The following is a 17059-nucleotide window of genomic DNA, read 5'->3' on the forward strand; positions in this document are numbered from 1 at the left end:
GGAGCGTGCTCCTCACCGGGCCCGGGTGGTGCGAGGCGATCAGGGGCTGTCGCGGACCTCGGTCTCACCGTCCGCGATGCGCTGCCTGGCCTCGTCGATCTGCTCCTGGATGTCGTCGATGAAGCCACCCGAGGTGGCCAGCGACACACCGTCGTCCGCGAGCGAGTACTCGCCCAGACCGCTCAGCGGCTCCCCCTCGTGCACGCTCTTGATCAGGTCGAAGACGGCCACGTCCACGCCCTTGACCACCGAGGTGAGGATGGAGTCCTGGTACTCGGCCAGACCGTCCTGCTGGTGCTGGTCGGAGTCCACACCGATCGCCCAGGCGTTGCCGTGTGCGGCAACCTCCTCGATGGAGCCGTTGCCCGCGAGGCCGGCCGCCGTGTAGATCACGTCGATGTCGCGGCCGAGCATGCCGTTGGCCTGCTCCTTGGCCTTGGCGACATCGGTGAAACCACGGTCGTCGTCGGCGTACAGGTACTGCACGTCGACCGACACATCGGCGTCGGTGTCGTTGACACCCTGGGTGAAGCCCGCCTCGAACTTCTGGATCAGGGGGATGTTCACGCCACCGATGAAGCCGACCTTGCCGGTCTCGGACTTCAGGGCCGCGGCGACGCCGGCGAGGTAGGACCCCTCGTGCTCGGCGAAGATCATGCTGTAGACGTTGTCGCCGTCGGAGACCGAGTCGACCACGCCGAAGGTGGTGTCCGGGTAATCGGCGGCGACCCGCTCGACAGCGTTGCCGTACAGGAAGCCGACTCCGATGACCGGGTTGTAGCCCTCCTGGGCGAGCTCGGAGAGCCGCTGCTCACGGTCGGCGTCGGTCTCGTCGTTCCGCGCCGTCTGGAAGTCGCGCTCGACCCCGAGCTCCTCCAGTGCCCGGTCGGCGCCCCGGGCGGCGGCCTCGTTGAAGGACTGGTCGTCCCGCCCGCCGACGTCAAAGGCGATGCCTGCGCCCTTGTCCCCGTCACCGGAGCCGGCCTCCGTCGAGCTCTCACCGCACGCACTCGCGGTCAGAGCGAAGGCCGCCGTGGCGGCGACCGTTGCTACAAGTTTGGATACGCGCCGCACGAGGACGGTCCCTTCGCTCGAAGCGCCTGAGAGGCGCTGGTTTCGCGAAGATAGTAACGCGCGTAGATGTCTGAAAACGTGGCTGTTATCAGATCGTCGTTCAGGTAATCCCTCCGCAACACCCACTCCCGGAACCCGCTGCGCGGGGGCGGCGGACCGGTGGGCGGACGAGCCCGCGCGACGCTCCGCCCGCGGGCCGGACAAAGGCCGGAACCGCGAGCGGAGACCCTCGTTCAGACCGTGGACACCCGCGACGCCGGGTCCGCCAGCGCGGCTGCCGTGAACAGCTCCGCGCCCACCCTGATGGCGCGCTCGTCCACGTCGAAGTCGCCCTGGTGGATGTCGCGCGGTGCGGCGGAGGCATCCCCCGGGGGCCGGACCCCCAGCCGGGCCATCGCCCCGGGCACCCGCTCCAGGTACCAGGAGAAGTCCTCACCGCCCAGGCTCTGCTCGGTGTCCTCGACGGAGTCCGCCCCGCGGCGCGAGACCATCGCGTCGGCGAGCAGCGCCGTGGACTCCGGCTCGTTGACGACCGGGGGCACCCCGCGGATGTACCGGATCTCCGACTTGGCCCGGAACATCGTGGCCACCTCGTCGACGGCCGCGTGCACGAGGTCCGGGGCGGTGCGCCAGGCATCGAGATCGAGACAGCGCATGGTGCCCGACAGGTGGGCGACCTGCGGGATGACGTTCGGCGCGTGGCCGGTCTCCAGGCGTCCCCAGGTCACCGCGAGCCCTGACCGGGTGTCGACGCGCCGGGCCAGGAGCGCGGGGACCTCGGTGACCAGCCGCGCCGCGGCGGTGACGAGGTCGGTGGTGAGGTGAGGGCGGGCAGTGTGCCCCCCGGGGCCGGCCAGGGTGACTTCGAGGCGGTCGCAGGCCGAGGTGATGGGGCCGAGGCGCAGCCCGATCCGCCCCGTCTCGACCTTGGGGTCGCAGTGCACGGCGAGAATGCGGCCGACGCCCTCGAGCGCACCGGAGGCGATCGCGTCGGTGGCGCCGCCCGGCAGCACTTCCTCGGCGGGCTGGAAGATCAGCCGCACCGGCCGGGGCAGCCGGCCCTCCCGGGCCAGCCGGGCCAGAACGATGCCGGCGCCGAGAACGACAGCGGTGTGCACGTCGTGACCGCAGGCGTGGGCCCGGCCCGGCACGGTGGACCGGTAGGGGACGGTCTTGGTGTCCGGGATCGGCAGCGCGTCGATGTCCGCCCGCAGCGCGAGCATGGCGCCTCCGCTGCTCCGGTCACCGGACGGCAGCACGTCGCAGACCAGCCCGGTGCCGGTGTCGAGCACGCGCGGGGCGAGCCCTTCCCGCTCCAGCCGATCCTTGATCGCCGCGGTCGTCCGGAATTCCTGTCCGCCCAGCTCAGGGTGCATGTGGAGGTCCCGGCGGAAGGCGATGAGCTCGCCCAGCAGGGCGTCCGGCACCCCTCCGGGCAGCTCGGGGGCTTCGGCGACGGAGGCGGCATCGGGCGACAGCAGGTGGCTCACGTGACCGAGGGTAACTTCCTTCGGATCCCAGTTATCCGTGATCACGTCAAGTTCACCCGCCCGGGTGACAAAAAATCTTGGGCGACTCGCATACCTCTCAAGATTAGGGGGTATTACTCTCGGCTCACTCGAACGGTCCACGGAATGAGATCTTGCTCACCTCCGCGTGTACCGCACGTCACTGCGGGTCCGGCGGCGACCTCAGCACGTGCGCGCCGCGGGCCGTGCTGCTGACGGCGGCGAGGAAGCCGCCGGCCCGGGGGGAGGCCCGGTCCGTGAACCAGTCCTCGGGGATGTCACACACCGCGATCACCGCCGGGGTGTCGCCCAGGACCAGCGGCAGTGTGTGCACCACCGTCGACGGAAAGCTCAGCAGGCGGGCCGCGACCGGGCCGCGGCGGGCCACCAGCTCCAGCGGCAGCTCCGGCCGGACGACCTCCAGGCCCGCCTCCTCCGCGATCCTGCGCAGCTTGGCCGCCCCCTCCCTGCGGTGGGCGAAGTAGCGGGTGGCACCGTCACGCCGGGCCAGTTCGGTGACGGCCGCCAGGTACCGGTCCTCTCGGATCACCCCGGTCTCCACCAGTGAGGTGCCCACCAGGTCGGCGCCGGCCGACAGCCGGGGCGGGCCGAAGCGGGCCCGTGTCCAGCCGAAGGCGTTCGCGGTGACGCGCATCCCGGCCGGGCCTTCCACGGGCATCGCGGTGAACACCTCCACGCTCCGGCCCGCGGACGGGCTGAGCCGGCGCACCGCCCGCCGCGCCACCGGGGCGAACAGGGCAGCCCGTGGACCGCGCGGAGCGGCCCGGTGCCAGCGCACCAGGGGAGCTCCGCGTCCGACGCGGCCGAGGAACTCCATGGTGGCCGTGCCGTCGTCGACCACCACCACCCGCCGCGGCCCGGCGGTGGCCAGCAGCAGTTGGAGGCAGCGGGAGAACGGGTCCCCGATGACCAGGCGGTGGGCCCGGCGCAGCCGGCGGGCGAGCCGGGCGGTGGTACGGGCCGCGGCCACCGCACCGCGGGCCTCGCGCCAGAGCACCTCGTGTCCCTCCGCGCGGGCGAGCCGCGTCATGCGCTGGAGCTGCCCGCGGGAGGCGGGGTCCCGGGGCGGCAGCACCACGACGGTGACGGCTCCGGTGTCCCCGGGCTCGGGCACGGCCGGCTGCGTGTGGGCCCATTCCAGGACGTTCAGCAGCTGGACCGGGCTCTCCACGAGCGCGAGCGTGCCGGCCGTGCCGCGAACCTGCCGCCGCCGGGCGCCGCTGGTCACCGCCCGTACCCCCGTCAGACCGTCACGGGTGCGCGGCCGGCGACCTGCTCCGCAACGACCCCCGGGACCCGGCGCAGCTTCTTCATCGGGGCCAGCTCGCTGTCGTAGACCCTCTTCACGCCGTCCCCGAGGGACTCCTCGATGGTGCGGATGTCACGGACCAGCCGGGACAGGCCCTGCGGTTCGACCGAGGCGGCCTGGTCGGATCCCCACAGTGCACGGTCGAGAGTGATGTGCCGCTCGACGAAGACCGCGCCGAGGGCGACCGCGGCCAGGGTGGTCTGCAGGCCGGTCTCGTGGCCGGAGTAGCCGATGGGCACGTTGGGGTACTCCGCCTGCAAGGTGTGGATCATGCGCAGGTTGAGCTCCTCCGCCTTGGCGGGGTAGGTGCTGGTGGCGTGGCAGAGCAGGATGTTCTCACTGCCCAGGACCTCCACGGCGTGCCGGATCTGCTGCGGGGTGGACATGCCGGTGGACAGGATGACAGTGCGGCCGGTGGCCCGCAGGGCACGCAGCAGCTCGTCGTCGGTGAGGGAGGCGGAGGCCACTTTGTGGGCGGGCACGTCGAACTTCTCCAGGAAGGCGACAGCCTCGGTGTCCCACGGGGAGGCGAACCAGTCGATGCCGCGCTTCGCGCAGTAGGCGTCGATGGCGCGGTAGCCCTCCTCGTCGAACTCCACGCGGTGGCGGTAGTCGATGTAGGTCATCCGCCCCCAGGGGGTGTCGCGCTCGATGTCCCACTGGTCGCGCGGGGTGCAGATTTCGGGTGTGCGCTTCTGGAACTTCACCGCGTCGCAGCCGGCTTCGACGGCGGCGTCGATGAGCGCGAAGGCGTTCTCGAGGTCCCCGTTGTGGTTGATGCCGATCTCGCCGGTGATGTAGACCGGACGGCCGGGGCCGGCGGTGCGGTCGCCGAGCCGGCGGAGGCGGGTGGAGGCCGTGTCGGCAGATGCGGTCATGGTGAGGTCAGTTCCTTTCCGAGAATCCACGAGGCGATCTCGCGGATCGCGCCGGCTCCTCCGGGTACGGAGGTGACGGCACACGCGGCGGCCTGTACGACGTCGTGCGCGTTCGCGACCGCGACGGGCCAGCCGACGAGGTCGAAGCACGGGAGGTCGTTGACGTCGTTGCCCGCGTACAGGACGCGTTCCGGCGCGATGCTGTGCTCCTCGCACCACTGCTTGAGTGCGAGGTCCTTCCGGTCGATGCCGTGCAGAACCGGGATGCGCAGCTTGCGCGCCCGGGCGGCGACCACCGGGTTCTCCTCCGTGGACAGGATCAGCAGGGGCAGGCCGGCGCGGCGCAGCGCGGCGATCCCGAGCCCGTCGCCGCGGTGCACGGCGACGAGTTCCCGTCCGGTGGAGTCGACGAGCACCCGGTCATCGGTCTGGGTGCCGTCGAAGTCGAGTACGACCGCGTCGATGTCGCCGCGGGCCGGCCGGCGCCCGGGGGGCGGCGGCGCGGTGGCGCCGGGCGGCGCGGGGTCGAGCAGCGGGGCGAGCGCGCGGGCCCGTGCGAGATCGTGCGGATCGTCGACCTCCAGGACCCGGGCGGGGTCGGTGCGCACCAGTTCGGTGCGGCCGAAGAAGCGGTGCCGGGCGGTCCGGAAGCCGTCGGCCCGCATGGCGTAGGCGGCACCGGTCTCCAGCAGGTCCTCGGGGCGGTCCTGGCGCCGCGGCCGGTGCGCCCGCTCGTGGTTGACGCCCTCAGCTCCGGTGTCCGGGGTCTCCCGCCAGAGGAAGCCGTGGAACGGCGCGGCGGTGAGGGCGGTGTCGGCGCCTCCGAGGACCGCGGCTGCCACGCCGTCGATCTCCTCGCGGGTGAGGAAGGGGCTGGTGCACTGCACGAGCAGCACGACATCGGCGCGGCCGGTCCGGTCGCGATGCCCGTTGTCGTATGCGTCGAGGGCGTGCAGCACCGCGCTCTCGCTGGTGGCGGTGTCGCCCGAGAGCGTGCCGGGCCGTGCGACGACGGCGGCTCCGGCGGCCCGGGCGGCGACTGCGATGCCGGGGTCGTCGGTGGAGACGACCACGTCGGTGACCAGCCGGGCGGCCAGGCATTCCCGGACGGCCCGGACGACCAGGGGGAGGTCGCCGACCGGCGCGAGGTTCTTGCCGGGCACCCCCTTGGAGCCGCCGCGGGCGGGGATCACGGCCAGTACGGTGCTCATCGGTGGTTCCTCGTTCTCGGAGCGGTCCTCGGCGGCGGTCCCGGCGGAGGACCCGGCGGCGCGGGTCACAGCTGCCCCCAGCGGCGGATCGGCGGGGCCACCCGCTGGACGGCGGTGCGGTAGGCACCGCGGGCCGCGCGGCGGACGAGACGGCGGACGGCTGCGCGGAGCCGCGGAGCCGCTCCCCGGCCGGTGCCCGCGGTCAGCGGCTCGCCCTTGCTGTCCAGGCCGTGGCGGGCCAGGACGCCGGGGAGATAGCCGGGGGCGGTGCGGGGAGAGTAGAAGGGGGCGAGGGGCGGCAACCCGGTGGTGGCGGCCCGGTCCAGCAGGGCGGCGAGCCGTTCACCTGCGGCGGCGAACGCCCGGTCCCCGGCGGTGCTGACCCCGTGGTCGGTGAGCCACCGGGGGTCCGGGACGGGCAGGTGGCCGGCGTCCAGCTGGTCCCAGGAGGCGAAGCAGCCGGAGCCGAGGAAGTAGTGGTTCCCCAGGGGCTCACGGATGCCGAGGTCGGTCAGGACCGCGGTGGGGACGGAGCGGTGCAGCGCTTCCAGGGCAGCGGTGGAGCTGACCGTCACCAGCAGATCGGTACCGTCCAGGATCTCCCCCATGTTGCCGTAGGAGAGACGGAAGTTGGCGGGCCGGTCACCCTTGGTCCTGGCGACGAGGCGCTGATAGGGCAGCTCCTCGACGTGCGTGGTGTGCTCGCCGGGCCGGCTGCGCAGCTTGAGCACGACCTCGCGGTCCGGGTGCCGCCGGGCGTGCGCCAGGACGCGGTCCAGCAGGTACTCGCGCTCCGCCCGGCTGCCGGGAACGGAGGGCTGGACCGCGAAGACGACGCGGAACGGGCGCTCACCGCGGGCCACCGCGCCGGGGTCGTGGGCAACGGATGCGCTGTCCAGGAACGGCAGCGCGCATTCAGCGACTGCGGCGCTGTCCGTGCCGGCTCCGGCGTAGACCGTCCGGAAGCGTTCCGCGTCGTGGCGGCTGTTGGCCAGGACGAGGTCGGCGCCGTGCCTCAGGAGCAGTCCGTCGGTGAGCTTTTCGTAGACCACGCCGACGTAGCCGGTCACGATGACGGGGCGCCGGCCGGTGGCCGGCCAGGTGCGGCCGAGGCGGTGGAGCAGTGCCTGGATGGTGCCGCCCACGCAGGCCAGCACGACCACGTCGAAGGCCGGCCGGCCGGTGCCGTCCGAGCCCGGCTCCCCCGGTGCCTCCGGCCCGGACGGCCGGTCCGCCAGGCCGGCCGTGAACCCGGCCAGCGTGGTCTCGCGGAGGACGTCGGGAGCGGCCCCGGTCTCCGCGAGCTGGCGGGCGGTGGGGGTGGCGCGGCCCCGCAGCAGGAAGCCGTGGACGACCGAGCCGGGGGCGATCCGGCGCGCGGTGAGCGCGCCCCATTTCCACCGGGTGTCGGAGTCGGCGATCACGGCCACGCGCAGCGGACCTGTCGGGGTTTCGGGCACGGAGCCGATACTGGGCAGCCCGGTGAAGGACCGGACCAACGCGATACCAACAAACCGTGAACAGGACCGCACCGAACGGCCAACCAGCCTGCTGAGAAGCGGAGTTCACCTGTCGTTCAGGCTCGCTTCACCGCCTGGGCCCGAGGCCGACAGGCGGCGGAGCGTTTCCGGGCCGCCCCGGCGGACGGGAGGCACGAGCCCTGCGGCTGCCCCCGCGGCCCGCGGCGGCGGAGGCAGCGGAGCTCAGCTCCGGTCAGAAGTTCTCCGAGGGGACGTAGGCGCCCCACACCTCGCGCAGGAGGTTGCAGACCTCACCGACGGTGGCGCGGGCCTTCAGCGCCTTGCGCATCGGGTACAGGACGTTCTCGCTGTCGCCCTGAGCGGCGGTGCGCAGCTCGGCCAGGGCCGCGTCCACGGCTGCCTGGTCCCGGCCCGCGCGCAGCTTCGCCAGCCGCTCGGCCTGCTGGGCCTCGATGGCCGGGTCCACCCGCATCGGCTCGTACGGCTCCTCCTCCTCGAGCTGATAGCGGTTGACACCCACCACGACCCGGTCGCCGGACTCGGTCTCCTGGGTGACCCGGTAGGCGCTGCGCTCGATCTCGGTCTTCTGGAAGCCCTGCTCGATCGCTTCGACGGCGCCACCGCGGTCCTCGATCTGCCGCATCAGGTCGAGCGCCTGCGCCTCCACGTCGTCGGTGAGGGACTCCACCACGTACGAGCCGGCGAACGGGTCGACGGTGGCGGTGATGTCCGTCTCGTAGGCCAGCACCTGCTGGGTCCGCAGCGCCAGCCGCGCGGACTTGTCGGTGGGCAGCGCGATGGCCTCGTCGTAGGAGTTGGTGTGCAGCGACTGGGTGCCGCCGAGCACCGCGCCCAGTCCCTGTACGGCCACCCGCACCAGGTTCACCTCGGGCTGCTGGGCGGTGAGCTGGACGCCGGCGGTCTGGGTGTGGAAGCGCAGCATCAGCGACTTGGGGTTCTTCGCGCCGAATTCCTCCTTCATCACCCGGGCCCAGATCCGGCGGGCCGCACGGAACTTGGCGACCTCCTCCAGAATCGTGGTGCGGGCGACGAAGAAGAACGACAGCCGCGGGGCGAAGTCGTCGACCTCCATGCCGGCGGCCACCGCGGTCCGGACGTACTCGATCCCGTCGGCCAGAGTGAACGCGATCTCCTGCGCGGGCGTCGCGCCGGCCTCGGCCATGTGGTAGCCGGAGATCGAGATGGTGTTCCACTTCGGGATCTCGGCCCGGCAGTACTGGAAGATGTCCGCGATCAGCCGGAGCGAGGGCTTGGGCGGAAAGATGTACGTGCCCCGGGCGATGTACTCCTTGAGCACGTCGTTCTGGATGGTGCCGGTCAGCTTCTGCGGGGAGACACCCTGCTCCTCACCCACGATCTGGTAGAGCAGCAGCAGCAGCGCGGCCGGGGCGTTGATGGTCATCGAGGTGGACACCTGATCCAGCGGGATGCCGTCGAACAACACCTGCATGTCGTCGACGGAGTCGATGGCGACCCCGACCTTTCCGACCTCGCCGTGGGCGATCTCGGCATCCGAGTCGTGACCCATCTGCGTCGGCAGGTCGAACGCGACGGACAGGCCCATCGTGCCGTTGGCGATCAGCTGCTTGTAACGGGCGTTGGACTCCGCGGCGGTGCCGAAGCCCGCGTACTGCCGCATCGTCCAGGGCCGGCCGGTGTACATCGACGGGTACACGCCGCGGGTGTAGGGGTAGGCGCCCGGCTCCCCCAGCTTTTCGGCCGGATCCCACCCCTGGAGAGCACCGGGGCCGTACACCGGCTCGATCGGCTTACCGGATTCGGACTCGCGCGCCATGCTTGTGCCTCCCACGTGGATGCCGCCTTAGCCACGGACTGTAGCGACCACTTTCCGTCACGTGGGAGAGGCCAGGGCTGGGAGATGGCTCACAGCACCCGGTGGGCGGCATCGCGGCCCCGGCGGTGAGTGGCACGGACAGGGCCAGGGGGACGGGCCCCGCCCGTGCCGGTGGGCGCCCCGCCGGTACGGGGGGACCTCGGGCGCCCGGCGGCCGATGACCAGTCGGCCTGCTTCGTACAGCGTCCCCCGCGGCGATTCCGTTACCGTCAGGTCACGCTCGGCTCCGGGGTCCGCAGCGCGGATGCGCTGAGGCAGCCCGCGAGGCCGCCCGGCTCCGGCTGGTCCTCCAGCATCCGCGCGAGCCGGCGCAGCCCGCGGTGCGTCGCGGTGCGGACCGCGCCCGGACGGCAGCCGAGCACCAGTGCCGCGCGCCGGGCGTCGAGGCCGAGCAGCGTGCGCAGCATCACGGCGTCGGCCTGTTCGGCCGGGAGCATGGAGACCAGTGCGACGGCCCTGGCCGTGCCGACCGCGGCGATGGCCTCCTCGGCGGTGTCCCGCGTGTCGGCCACCAGCTCCAGGAGGGTGCTGTCCCCGGTCAGCTCCACCGGGCGGCGGCTGCGCGCCCGCACGTGGTCGAGCGCCCGGTTGCGGGCGATCCTGGTGGTCCAGCCCCGGAACCGGTCGGCGTCCCCGTGGAATCCGTCCAGGTCCCGCGCTATGTGGAGCCAGGTTTCCGCCGCCACGTCCTCGGCGTCCGGATCGGCGACGATCGACCGCACGTAGCGCAGCAGCCCGGGATGCAATCTCCGGAACAGCAGGACGAACGCCGCTTCCTCCCCCTTCTGTGCCGCTCTTACGGCTGCAGTGAGCTCGCTGTCCGCTCCCTGCAGCCCTAACCCGCCCCTTTTCGCGGCCATGGCCGCACCCCTTAACACAGAGCTGGTAACTGTGAGTCTCTGGTGCCTGCACGCTACGCGACACGAGCGGCCGAGTCCACGCCACCCCCGCGCCACGGGCGGCCGGTAACAGAAATCCAGTCCCGTACGCAGTAGTGGTCGAGGACCGGATCTCCGCGGAGTCCGTTCCTGCGACAGCCGGGGTCTCTCCTGTGGGGGGTGGTGGCCCCGGCTGCTCGCATACCCGGGGTTCCGGCCGGAGCGACGCCGCTCCTGACCTCCAGCCCTTCCAGCCCTTCCGGACTTTCCAGCCCTTCCGAGGAGACCATGCGCCCCCTCCAGCGCGGTACCCCGGCACCACTGGACCACCTCAACGACATGGCGGCCCCGGTGGCCGAGGCCGTTTTCCTGACCTGTTGCGGCAGCCGCCGCTGGGCCTCCCGGATGACCGCGCAGCGGCCGTACCGGGACGTCGCGGACCTGCTCACGGCGGGTGACGCGGCCTGCCACGACATGTCGGAATCCGACCTCGACGAGGCCCTGACCGCCGAGGCCCGGGGCCCCCGCCCCCCGCTGCCGGACAGATCACCGCCGCGCCCGGGGGCGCAGGCCGCGCACACCGCGCTGCGCGCGGGCCATGCGGACTACGAGAACCGCTTCGGCCATCCCTTCGTGCTGTGTCTGGACGGACTGCCCGCGCAGGAGCGGCTGGACTGCACGCTGACGGCGATCCACCGGCGGCTGGGCCACGACCGGCACACCGAGCGTGGCTGCGCGGCGGAGGAGCTCCGGCTGCTGGCCCGGGGCAGGCTCGCCCGGCTGGCCGGCTCGGTTCCCGGCCGGGTGCCCGGCCTCCGTCCCCGTTTCGCTCCGTACGACCCGCCTTCCCCCCGGGCGGTGCCGGCCCCCGGGGGCTGACCGAGTGAGGGACCCGCTGCTTTCCGGTGCCTCCCCGGCACCGGACCGGATGGCCCGGAGGGCGGCGGGCCGCACGGGCATCACCGGACAGAACGGGGTGTTCCCGGCGCCGTCTAGCCCGTCCGTGCCTCTTTGCTCACACCTGAGCCCCCCGGCGGCAGGAACCAGCCATCCGCCGATACGATGACCCCGGCCGGTGGACCGTACCCGGCCGGGCCCGTCGGCCAGGCTGAGCGCAGGAGCTGTCCGGGGGCCCCAATCCGCTCCCGGAGGGTTTTTCCGTGCCGGCAGGAACGCTGTACCGCGGCCGGGAAGGCATGTGGTCATGGGTGGCTCATCGCGTCACCGGTGTCCTCGTTTTTTTCTTCCTGTTCGTCCATGTACTCGACACCGCACTTGTGCGTGTCTCGCCCGAGGCGTACGACGACACCATCGCGGTGTACAAGACGCCGATCGTCGCCTTCATGGAGTACGGCCTGGTCGCCGCCGTCCTCTTCCATGCTCTGAACGGACTGCGTGTCATCGCGGTCGACTTCTGGAGCAAGGGGGCCCGCTACCAGAAGCAGATGCTGTGGACGGTGATGGCTCTGTGGGGTCTGCTGATGGCCGGAGCCGCGTACCCAGTCCTGGGGCACGCCTTCCACGAGCTGTTCGGGAGCTGATGACCGATGTCTGACACCACCAGGACCACCGGAGCGACCGACACCGCACCCGTCTTCGACGTGGACAACCCGGCTCCGTTGATCGAGCCGCCGCGGGCCCGCACCAGCCGGACCCCCAAGGCCGGCCGCACCAACTTCGAGATGTACGGCTGGCTGTTCATGCGGCTGTCCGGGATCCTGCTCGTGGTGCTGGTCCTCGGCCACCTGCTGATCCAGCTCGTCCTCGACGGCGGCGTCCAGAAGATCAGCTTCGCCTTCGTGGCCGGCCGCTGGGCCTCGCCGTTCTGGCAGGCATGGGACCTCATCATGCTGTGGCTCGCCATGCTGCACGGTGGCAACGGTCTGCGGACGATCATCAACGACTACGCCGAGCGGGACCGTACCCGCTTCTGGCTGAAGATGCTCCTGTACACCGCGACGGTGTTCACCATCCTGCTGGGCACGCTGGTGATCTTCACCTTCGACCCGAACATCCGCTGACGCTCCGGGGCTGACGAGACATGCAGATCCATAAGTACGACACCGTCATCGTCGGTGCCGGCGGCGCCGGGATGCGCGCGGCCATCGAGGCCACCAAGCGCAGCCGCACCGCCGTTCTGACGAAGCTGTATCCGACCCGCTCCCACACCGGCGCCGCCCAGGGCGGCATGGCCGCCGCCCTCGCGAATGTCGAGGACGACAACTGGGAGTGGCACACCTTCGACACGGTCAAGGGCGGCGACTTCCTGGTCGACCAGGACGCGGCCGAGATCCTGGCGAAGGAGGCCATCGACTCCGTTCTGGACCTGGAGAAGATGGGCCTGCCCTTCAACCGGACCCCGGACGGGACCATCGACCAGCGCCGCTTCGGCGGCCACACCCGCAACCACGGCGAGGCACCGGTGCGCCGGTCCTGTTACGCCGCCGACCGCACAGGTCACATGATCCTCCAGACCCTCTACCAGAACTGCGTCAAGGAGGGTGTGGAGTTCTACAACGAGTTCTACGTCCTGGACGTGCTGCTGAACGAGGTCGACGGGGTCCGGAAGGCCGCGGGCGTCGTCGCCCTGGAGCTGGCCTCCGGGGAACTGCACGTCTTCCAGGCCAAGGCCGTGGTCTTCGCCTCCGGCGGTAACGGCAAGTTCTACAAGGTGTCCTCCAACGCGCACACCCTCACCGGTGACGGCCAGGCCGCCGCGTTCCGGCGGGGCATCCCGCTGGAGGACATGGAGTTCTTCCAGTTCCATCCGACCGGTATCTGGAAGATGGGCATCCTCCTCACCGAGGGCGCGCGCGGCGAGGGCGGCATCCTCCGCAACAAGGACGGCGAGCGCTTCATGGAGCGTTACGCGCCGACCATCAAGGACCTCGCGCCGCGCGACATGGTCTCCCGCTCGATCTACACCGAGATCCGGGAGGGCCGCGGCTGCGGACCCGACGCCGACCACGTCTACCTGGACCTCACCCACCTGCCGCCGGAGCAGCTGGACGCCAAGCTGCCGGACATCACCGAGTTCGCCCGTACCTACCTGGGCATCGAGCCCTACACGGACCCGATCCCGATCCAGCCCACCGCGCACTACGCGATGGGCGGCATCCCGACCAACGTCCGGGGCGAGGTTCTCGCCAACAACACGGACGTCATCCCCGGCCTGTACGCGGCGGGTGAGGTGGCGTGCGTGTCCGTGCACGGGGCGAACCGGCTCGGCACCAACTCGCTGCTGGACATCAACGTGTTCGGCCGCCGGGCGGGCATTGCCGCCGCGGAGTACGCGGCGACCGCCGACTTCGTGGACCTCCCGGAGGAGCCGGAGAGCTTCGTGGTGACGGAGGTCGAGCGGATGCGGAGCTCCACCGGCACCGAGCGGGTCACCGACATCCGCCGGGCGCTGCAGGAGACCATGGACCGCAACGCCATGGTGTTCCGCACCGAGCAGACCCTGAAGGAAGCCGTCGAGGAGATCGGCGACCTCCGCCGGCGCTACCTCAACGTCTCGGTCCAGGACAAGGGAAAGCGGTTCAACACCGACCTGCTGGAGGCCCTGGAGCTGGGCAACCTGCTGGACCTCGCCGAGGTGCTGGCGGTGTCGGCGCTGGCCCGCAAGGAGTCCCGCGGCGGTCACTACCGCGAGGACCACCCCGAGCGCGACGACGTCAACTTCATGCGCCACACCATGGCGTACCGCGAGGTGGACGCCGACGGCAACCAGTCGATCCGGCTGGACTACAAGCCGGTCGTGCAGACCCGCTACCAGCCGATGGAGCGTAAGTACTGATGGCTACCGCAACCGCGCCGGCGGACAGCGCCGGCACCGGAACGCAGACCGACCACCGGATCCGGACCACCTTCCGGATCCGCCGGTTCAACCCGGAGATCTCCGACGAGGTCACCTGGCAGGACTTCGAGATCTCCATCGACCCCAAGGAGCGGGTGCTCGACGCCCTCCACCAGATCAAGTGGGAGGAGGACGGGACGCTGACCTTCCGGCGCTCCTGTGCCCACGGAATCTGCGGGTCCGACGCGATGCGCATCAACGGCCGCAACCGGCTGGCGTGCAAGACGCTCATCAAGGACCTGAGCCCGGAGAAGCCGATCCTGGTCGAGCCCATCAAGGGCCTGACGGTGCTCAAGGACCTCGTGGTCGACATGGAGCCCTTCTTCCAGGCGTACCGCGACGTGATGCCGTTCCTCATCACCTCCGGCAACGAGCCGACCCGCGAGCGGCGGCAGAGCGCCGAGGACCGGGAGCGGTTCGACGACACGACCAAGTGCATCCTGTGCGCCGCGTGCACCTCCTCCTGCCCGGTGTTCTGGAACGACGGCCAGTACTTCGGCCCGGCGGCCATCGTCAACGCGCACCGGTTCATCTTCGACTCACGGGACGAGGGCGGCGAGCAGCGGCTCGAGATCCTCAACGACCGGGACGGGGTGTGGCGCTGCCGCACCACGTTCAACTGCACGGACGCCTGCCCGCGCGGCATCGAGGTCACCAAGGCGATCCAGGAGGTCAAGCAGGCGCTGATCCGGCGCCGGTTCTGATCCGCTGAGCCTGTACAGGGCCCCGCTTCCCGTCGTCCGGGAGCGGGGCCCTGTGCCGTTTCTCAGCGGACCGCCGGCGGCGCCGGTCGCAGGGCGACGGTGACGAATCCGACCGTCCCCCGGGTGCTCCGCAACCACTGGGAGCGGTGCTCGGCGGCGAGTTCAGCAGCTTCGGCGCTGTCCGGGTGCTCGGGGTGCTCCAGCGCCCAGCGGGACAGCGACCCGGTCCAGGACCACTCGTACTCGTCCCACTCCTCCAGCGTGCTGGTGTGGCCGTGCACCGGGACCCAGCCGTCGGCGATGATCCGGTCCACGGTGTCCGCGAGCCCCGTCCACTCGTCCCCTCCGACGCCCAGGACGTCCAGCACCGCGGGATCCGGCTCCCGCTCCCAGAAGCAGTCGCCGAGCAGGAGCGTGCCACCGGGTGCCAGGTGGGAGCGGGCGGCGGCGAGCGTGGGCAGCAGTCCGCCGAAGGCGTGGGTGGCGCCGATCGAGAGCACCACGTCGAACGGCTGCTCGGAGCGGTACTCGCGGGCGTCCATGCGGAGCAGCTCCAGGCGCTCGCGGGCGCCGTGCCGATCGGCCTCCTCCTCCGCCCGGGTGAGATTCTCCTCGGACAGGTCGACGCCCACCGCGCGCAGCTCCGGCTCTGCGGCCATGGCCCGCAGCAGCCAGGCCGCCTCCCCGCAGCCGAGGTCCAGGATGCTCTCCGCCTGGCCGGTCACCACGCGGTCGAGGAGATTCCGGACGGAGTCCTCGCTCAGCGGGGCGGCGATCGGGTGGTCGGCGTGGGTGATGAGCTGGCGGGAGTAGCTGTCCATTCCGGCAGCGTCACATACCGGGGAAGGACGTCGCCATGGGAAATCGCCGGAAGAGGTGACAAGCTCTTCCCATGAGCACTCTTGTTGCCCGGCTGCAGGCAGGGCTGCCGGCCGACGCCGTCCTGACCGACCCGGACATCACCACCTCCTACGCCCACGACATGGCGAGCTTCTGCCCGGCCGGCGTGCCTGCCGCGGTGGTGCTGCCGAGCACCGTGGAGCAGGTCCAGCACGTGCTGCGGACGGCCACGGAGCTGCGCGTGCCGGTGGTTCCGCAGGGCGCGCGGACCGGGTTGTCCGGCGGGGCGAACGCCGTCGACGGCTGCATCGTGCTGTCCCTCCTCCGGATGGACCGCATCCTGGAGATCGATCCGGTGAACCGCATTGCCGTGGTGGAGCCCGGGGTGGTCAACGCGGATCTGAGCAAGGCGGTGCTGGCCCACGGGCTGAGTTACCCGCCCGACCCCTCCAGCTGGGAGGAGTGCACGATCGGCGGGAACATCGGCACGGCCTCGGGCGGGCTGTGCTGCGTCAAGTACGGCGTGACCGCCGAGTACGTGCTGGAGCTGGAGGTCGTGCTCGCCGACGGGCAGCTGCTGCGCACCGGCCGCCGCACCGCCAAGGGGGTGGCGGGTTACGACCTGACCCGGCTGTTCGTCGGCTCCGAGGGCACCCTGGGCATCGTGGTGAAGGCGGTGCTGGCGCTGCGCCCCACCCCTCCCCCGCAGCTGGTGCTGGCGGCCGAATTCGGCTCCGCGGCGGCGGCCGGGGACGCGGTGTGCCGCATCATGGCGGCCGGGCACACCCCCGCGCTGCTGGAGCTGATGGACCGGACAACGATCGCCGCGGTCAACGAGCTGACGCGGATGGGCCTGCCGGAGAGCACCGAGGCACTGCTGCTGGCCGCCTTCGACACCGCGGATCCGGCGGCCGACCTGGCAGCGGTCGGGGAGCTGTGCGCCGCGGCGGGCGCCACCGAGGTGGTGCCCGCGGAGGACGCCGCCGAGTCGGAGCTGCTGCTGGCCGCGCGCCGGTCGGCTCTCGTCGCGCTGGAGGCGGTGAAGGGCACCACCATGATCGACGACGTGTGCGTGCCCCGCAGCAGGCTGGCCGAGCTGCTGGACGGCGTCGCCGCCATCGCCGGGCAGCACGGGCTGACGATCGGGGTCTGCGCGCACGCCGGGGACGGCAACACCCATCCGACGGTGTGCTTCGACGCCTCCGACCCGGACGAGGCCCGCCGGGCGAAGCTCTCCTTCGACGCGATCATGGCGCTCGGGCTGGAACTCGGCGGAACGATCAGCGGTGAGCACGGGGTCGGGGTGCTGAAGAAGGAGTGGCTGGCCCGGGAGCTGGGTCCGCTCGGCCTGGAGTTGCAGCGCGGCATCAAGCGCACCTTCGACCCGCTGAATCTGCTGAACCCCGGCAAGGTGCTCTGAACG

Annotated in this window: 15 protein-coding genes; 6 read left to right on the forward strand and 9 right to left on the reverse strand. The window is 71.6% G+C overall.

The genetic code is table 11. The features are described from left to right. Positions 1–39: 39 nt before the first annotated feature. The 8 genes from PJ985_RS05700 to PJ985_RS05735 form a co-directional block, all read right to left on the reverse strand. Positions 40–1074 (reverse strand): BMP family lipoprotein, encoded by a 1035-nt coding sequence (locus PJ985_RS05700; RefSeq protein ID WP_271682425.1) that lies wholly within the window; start codon positions 1072–1074, stop codon positions 40–42. A gap of 233 nt (positions 1075–1307) precedes the next feature. Beyond that, complete coding sequence (locus PJ985_RS05705; RefSeq protein WP_271682426.1) at positions 1308–2564, reverse strand: amidohydrolase; 1257 nt, start codon at positions 2562–2564, stop codon at positions 1308–1310. Positions 2565–2742: 178 nt separating this feature from the next. Further along, a complete protein-coding gene (locus PJ985_RS05710; RefSeq protein WP_271682427.1) occupies positions 2743–3831 on the reverse strand; it encodes a hypothetical protein in 1089 nt (362 codons plus the stop codon). Between the two features lie 14 nt (positions 3832–3845). Then, positions 3846–4790 carry an N-acetylneuraminate synthase family protein gene (locus PJ985_RS05715; protein WP_271682428.1) on the reverse strand — a complete coding sequence of 315 codons (945 nt, stop codon included), beginning with the start codon at positions 4788–4790 and terminating at the stop codon, positions 3846–3848. After that, positions 4787–6001 carry an acylneuraminate cytidylyltransferase gene (locus PJ985_RS05720; protein ID WP_271682429.1) on the reverse strand — a complete coding sequence of 405 codons (1215 nt, stop codon included), beginning with the start codon at positions 5999–6001 and terminating at the stop codon, positions 4787–4789. Before PJ985_RS05720 ends, PJ985_RS05715 begins: the two co-directional genes overlap by 4 nt. A 65-nt stretch (positions 6002–6066) precedes the next feature. After that, a complete protein-coding gene (locus tag PJ985_RS05725; protein ID WP_271682430.1) occupies positions 6067–7461 on the reverse strand; it encodes a DUF6716 putative glycosyltransferase in 1395 nt (464 codons plus the stop codon). Between the two features lie 253 nt (positions 7462–7714). Beyond that, positions 7715–9298, reverse strand: a complete 1584-nt coding sequence (locus PJ985_RS05730) for an acyl-CoA mutase large subunit family protein (protein WP_271682431.1) — start codon at positions 9296–9298, stop codon at positions 7715–7717. 269 nt (positions 9299–9567) lie between these two features. Continuing rightward, positions 9568–10218: an RNA polymerase sigma factor gene (locus tag PJ985_RS05735; RefSeq protein WP_271682432.1), complete on the reverse strand. Its 651-nt coding sequence runs from the start codon at positions 10216–10218 to the stop codon at positions 9568–9570. 306 nt (positions 10219–10524) lie between these two features. Between PJ985_RS05735 and PJ985_RS05740 the strand changes: the two genes are divergently transcribed. The 5 genes from PJ985_RS05740 to PJ985_RS05760 all read left to right on the forward strand — a co-directional run bounded on the left by PJ985_RS05740 (position 10525) and on the right by PJ985_RS05760 (position 14796). After that, entirely contained in the window at positions 10525–11115 is a 591-nt protein-coding gene (locus PJ985_RS05740) for a 2-oxo-4-hydroxy-4-carboxy-5-ureidoimidazoline decarboxylase (RefSeq protein WP_271682433.1), read from the forward strand. A gap of 281 nt (positions 11116–11396) precedes the next feature. After that, positions 11397–11777: a succinate dehydrogenase, cytochrome b556 subunit gene (gene sdhC / locus PJ985_RS05745; RefSeq protein ID WP_271682434.1), complete on the forward strand. Its 381-nt coding sequence runs from the start codon at positions 11397–11399 to the stop codon at positions 11775–11777. Positions 11778–11783: 6 nt separating this feature from the next. After that, positions 11784–12257: a succinate dehydrogenase hydrophobic membrane anchor subunit gene (locus PJ985_RS05750; RefSeq protein WP_271682435.1), complete on the forward strand. Its 474-nt coding sequence runs from the start codon at positions 11784–11786 to the stop codon at positions 12255–12257. A gap of 20 nt (positions 12258–12277) precedes the next feature. After that, positions 12278–14032: a succinate dehydrogenase flavoprotein subunit gene (gene sdhA, locus PJ985_RS05755; RefSeq protein WP_271682436.1), complete on the forward strand. Its 1755-nt coding sequence runs from the start codon at positions 12278–12280 to the stop codon at positions 14030–14032. After that, entirely contained in the window at positions 14032–14796 is a 765-nt protein-coding gene (locus PJ985_RS05760; RefSeq protein ID WP_271682437.1) for a succinate dehydrogenase iron-sulfur subunit, read from the forward strand. Before sdhA ends, PJ985_RS05760 begins: the two co-directional genes overlap by 1 nt. A gap of 62 nt (positions 14797–14858) precedes the next feature. Here PJ985_RS05760 and PJ985_RS05765 read toward each other — a convergent pair whose 3' ends face one another. Further along, positions 14859–15617, reverse strand: a complete 759-nt coding sequence (locus PJ985_RS05765; RefSeq protein ID WP_271682438.1) for an SAM-dependent methyltransferase — start codon at positions 15615–15617, stop codon at positions 14859–14861. Between the two features lie 71 nt (positions 15618–15688). Here PJ985_RS05765 and PJ985_RS05770 point away from each other — a divergent pair, with 71 nt between their 5' ends. Further along, positions 15689–17056 (forward strand): FAD-binding oxidoreductase, encoded by a 1368-nt coding sequence (locus PJ985_RS05770; RefSeq protein ID WP_271682439.1) that lies wholly within the window; start codon positions 15689–15691, stop codon positions 17054–17056. Positions 17057–17059 lie beyond the last annotated feature (3 nt).

Origin of the sequence: Streptomyces sp. ACA25, assembly GCF_028200735.1 — a bacterium.
In the GTDB taxonomy this organism is placed as follows: domain Bacteria; phylum Actinomycetota; class Actinomycetes; order Streptomycetales; family Streptomycetaceae; genus Streptomyces.

Coding starts and splice junctions, on each gene's coding strand:
- PJ985_RS05715 (WP_271682428.1), bottom strand. CDS start 4,790: ATGACCGCATCTGCCGACACGGCCTCCACCCGCCTCCGCCGGCTCGGC.
- PJ985_RS05720 (WP_271682429.1), bottom strand. CDS start 6,001: ATGAGCACCGTACTGGCCGTGATCCCCGCCCGCGGCGGCTCCAAGGGG.
- PJ985_RS05730 (WP_271682431.1), bottom strand. CDS start 9,298: ATGGCGCGCGAGTCCGAATCCGGTAAGCCGATCGAGCCGGTGTACGGC.
- PJ985_RS05735 (WP_271682432.1), bottom strand. CDS start 10,218: ATGGCCGCGAAAAGGGGCGGGTTAGGGCTGCAGGGAGCGGACAGCGAG.
- PJ985_RS05740 (WP_271682433.1), top strand. CDS start 10,525: ATGCGCCCCCTCCAGCGCGGTACCCCGGCACCACTGGACCACCTCAAC.
- PJ985_RS05750 (WP_271682435.1), top strand. CDS start 11,784: ATGTCTGACACCACCAGGACCACCGGAGCGACCGACACCGCACCCGTC.
- sdhA (WP_271682436.1), top strand. CDS start 12,278: ATGCAGATCCATAAGTACGACACCGTCATCGTCGGTGCCGGCGGCGCC.
- PJ985_RS05760 (WP_271682437.1), top strand. CDS start 14,032: ATGGCTACCGCAACCGCGCCGGCGGACAGCGCCGGCACCGGAACGCAG.
- PJ985_RS05765 (WP_271682438.1), bottom strand. CDS start 15,617: ATGGACAGCTACTCCCGCCAGCTCATCACCCACGCCGACCACCCGATC.
- PJ985_RS05770 (WP_271682439.1), top strand. CDS start 15,689: ATGAGCACTCTTGTTGCCCGGCTGCAGGCAGGGCTGCCGGCCGACGCC.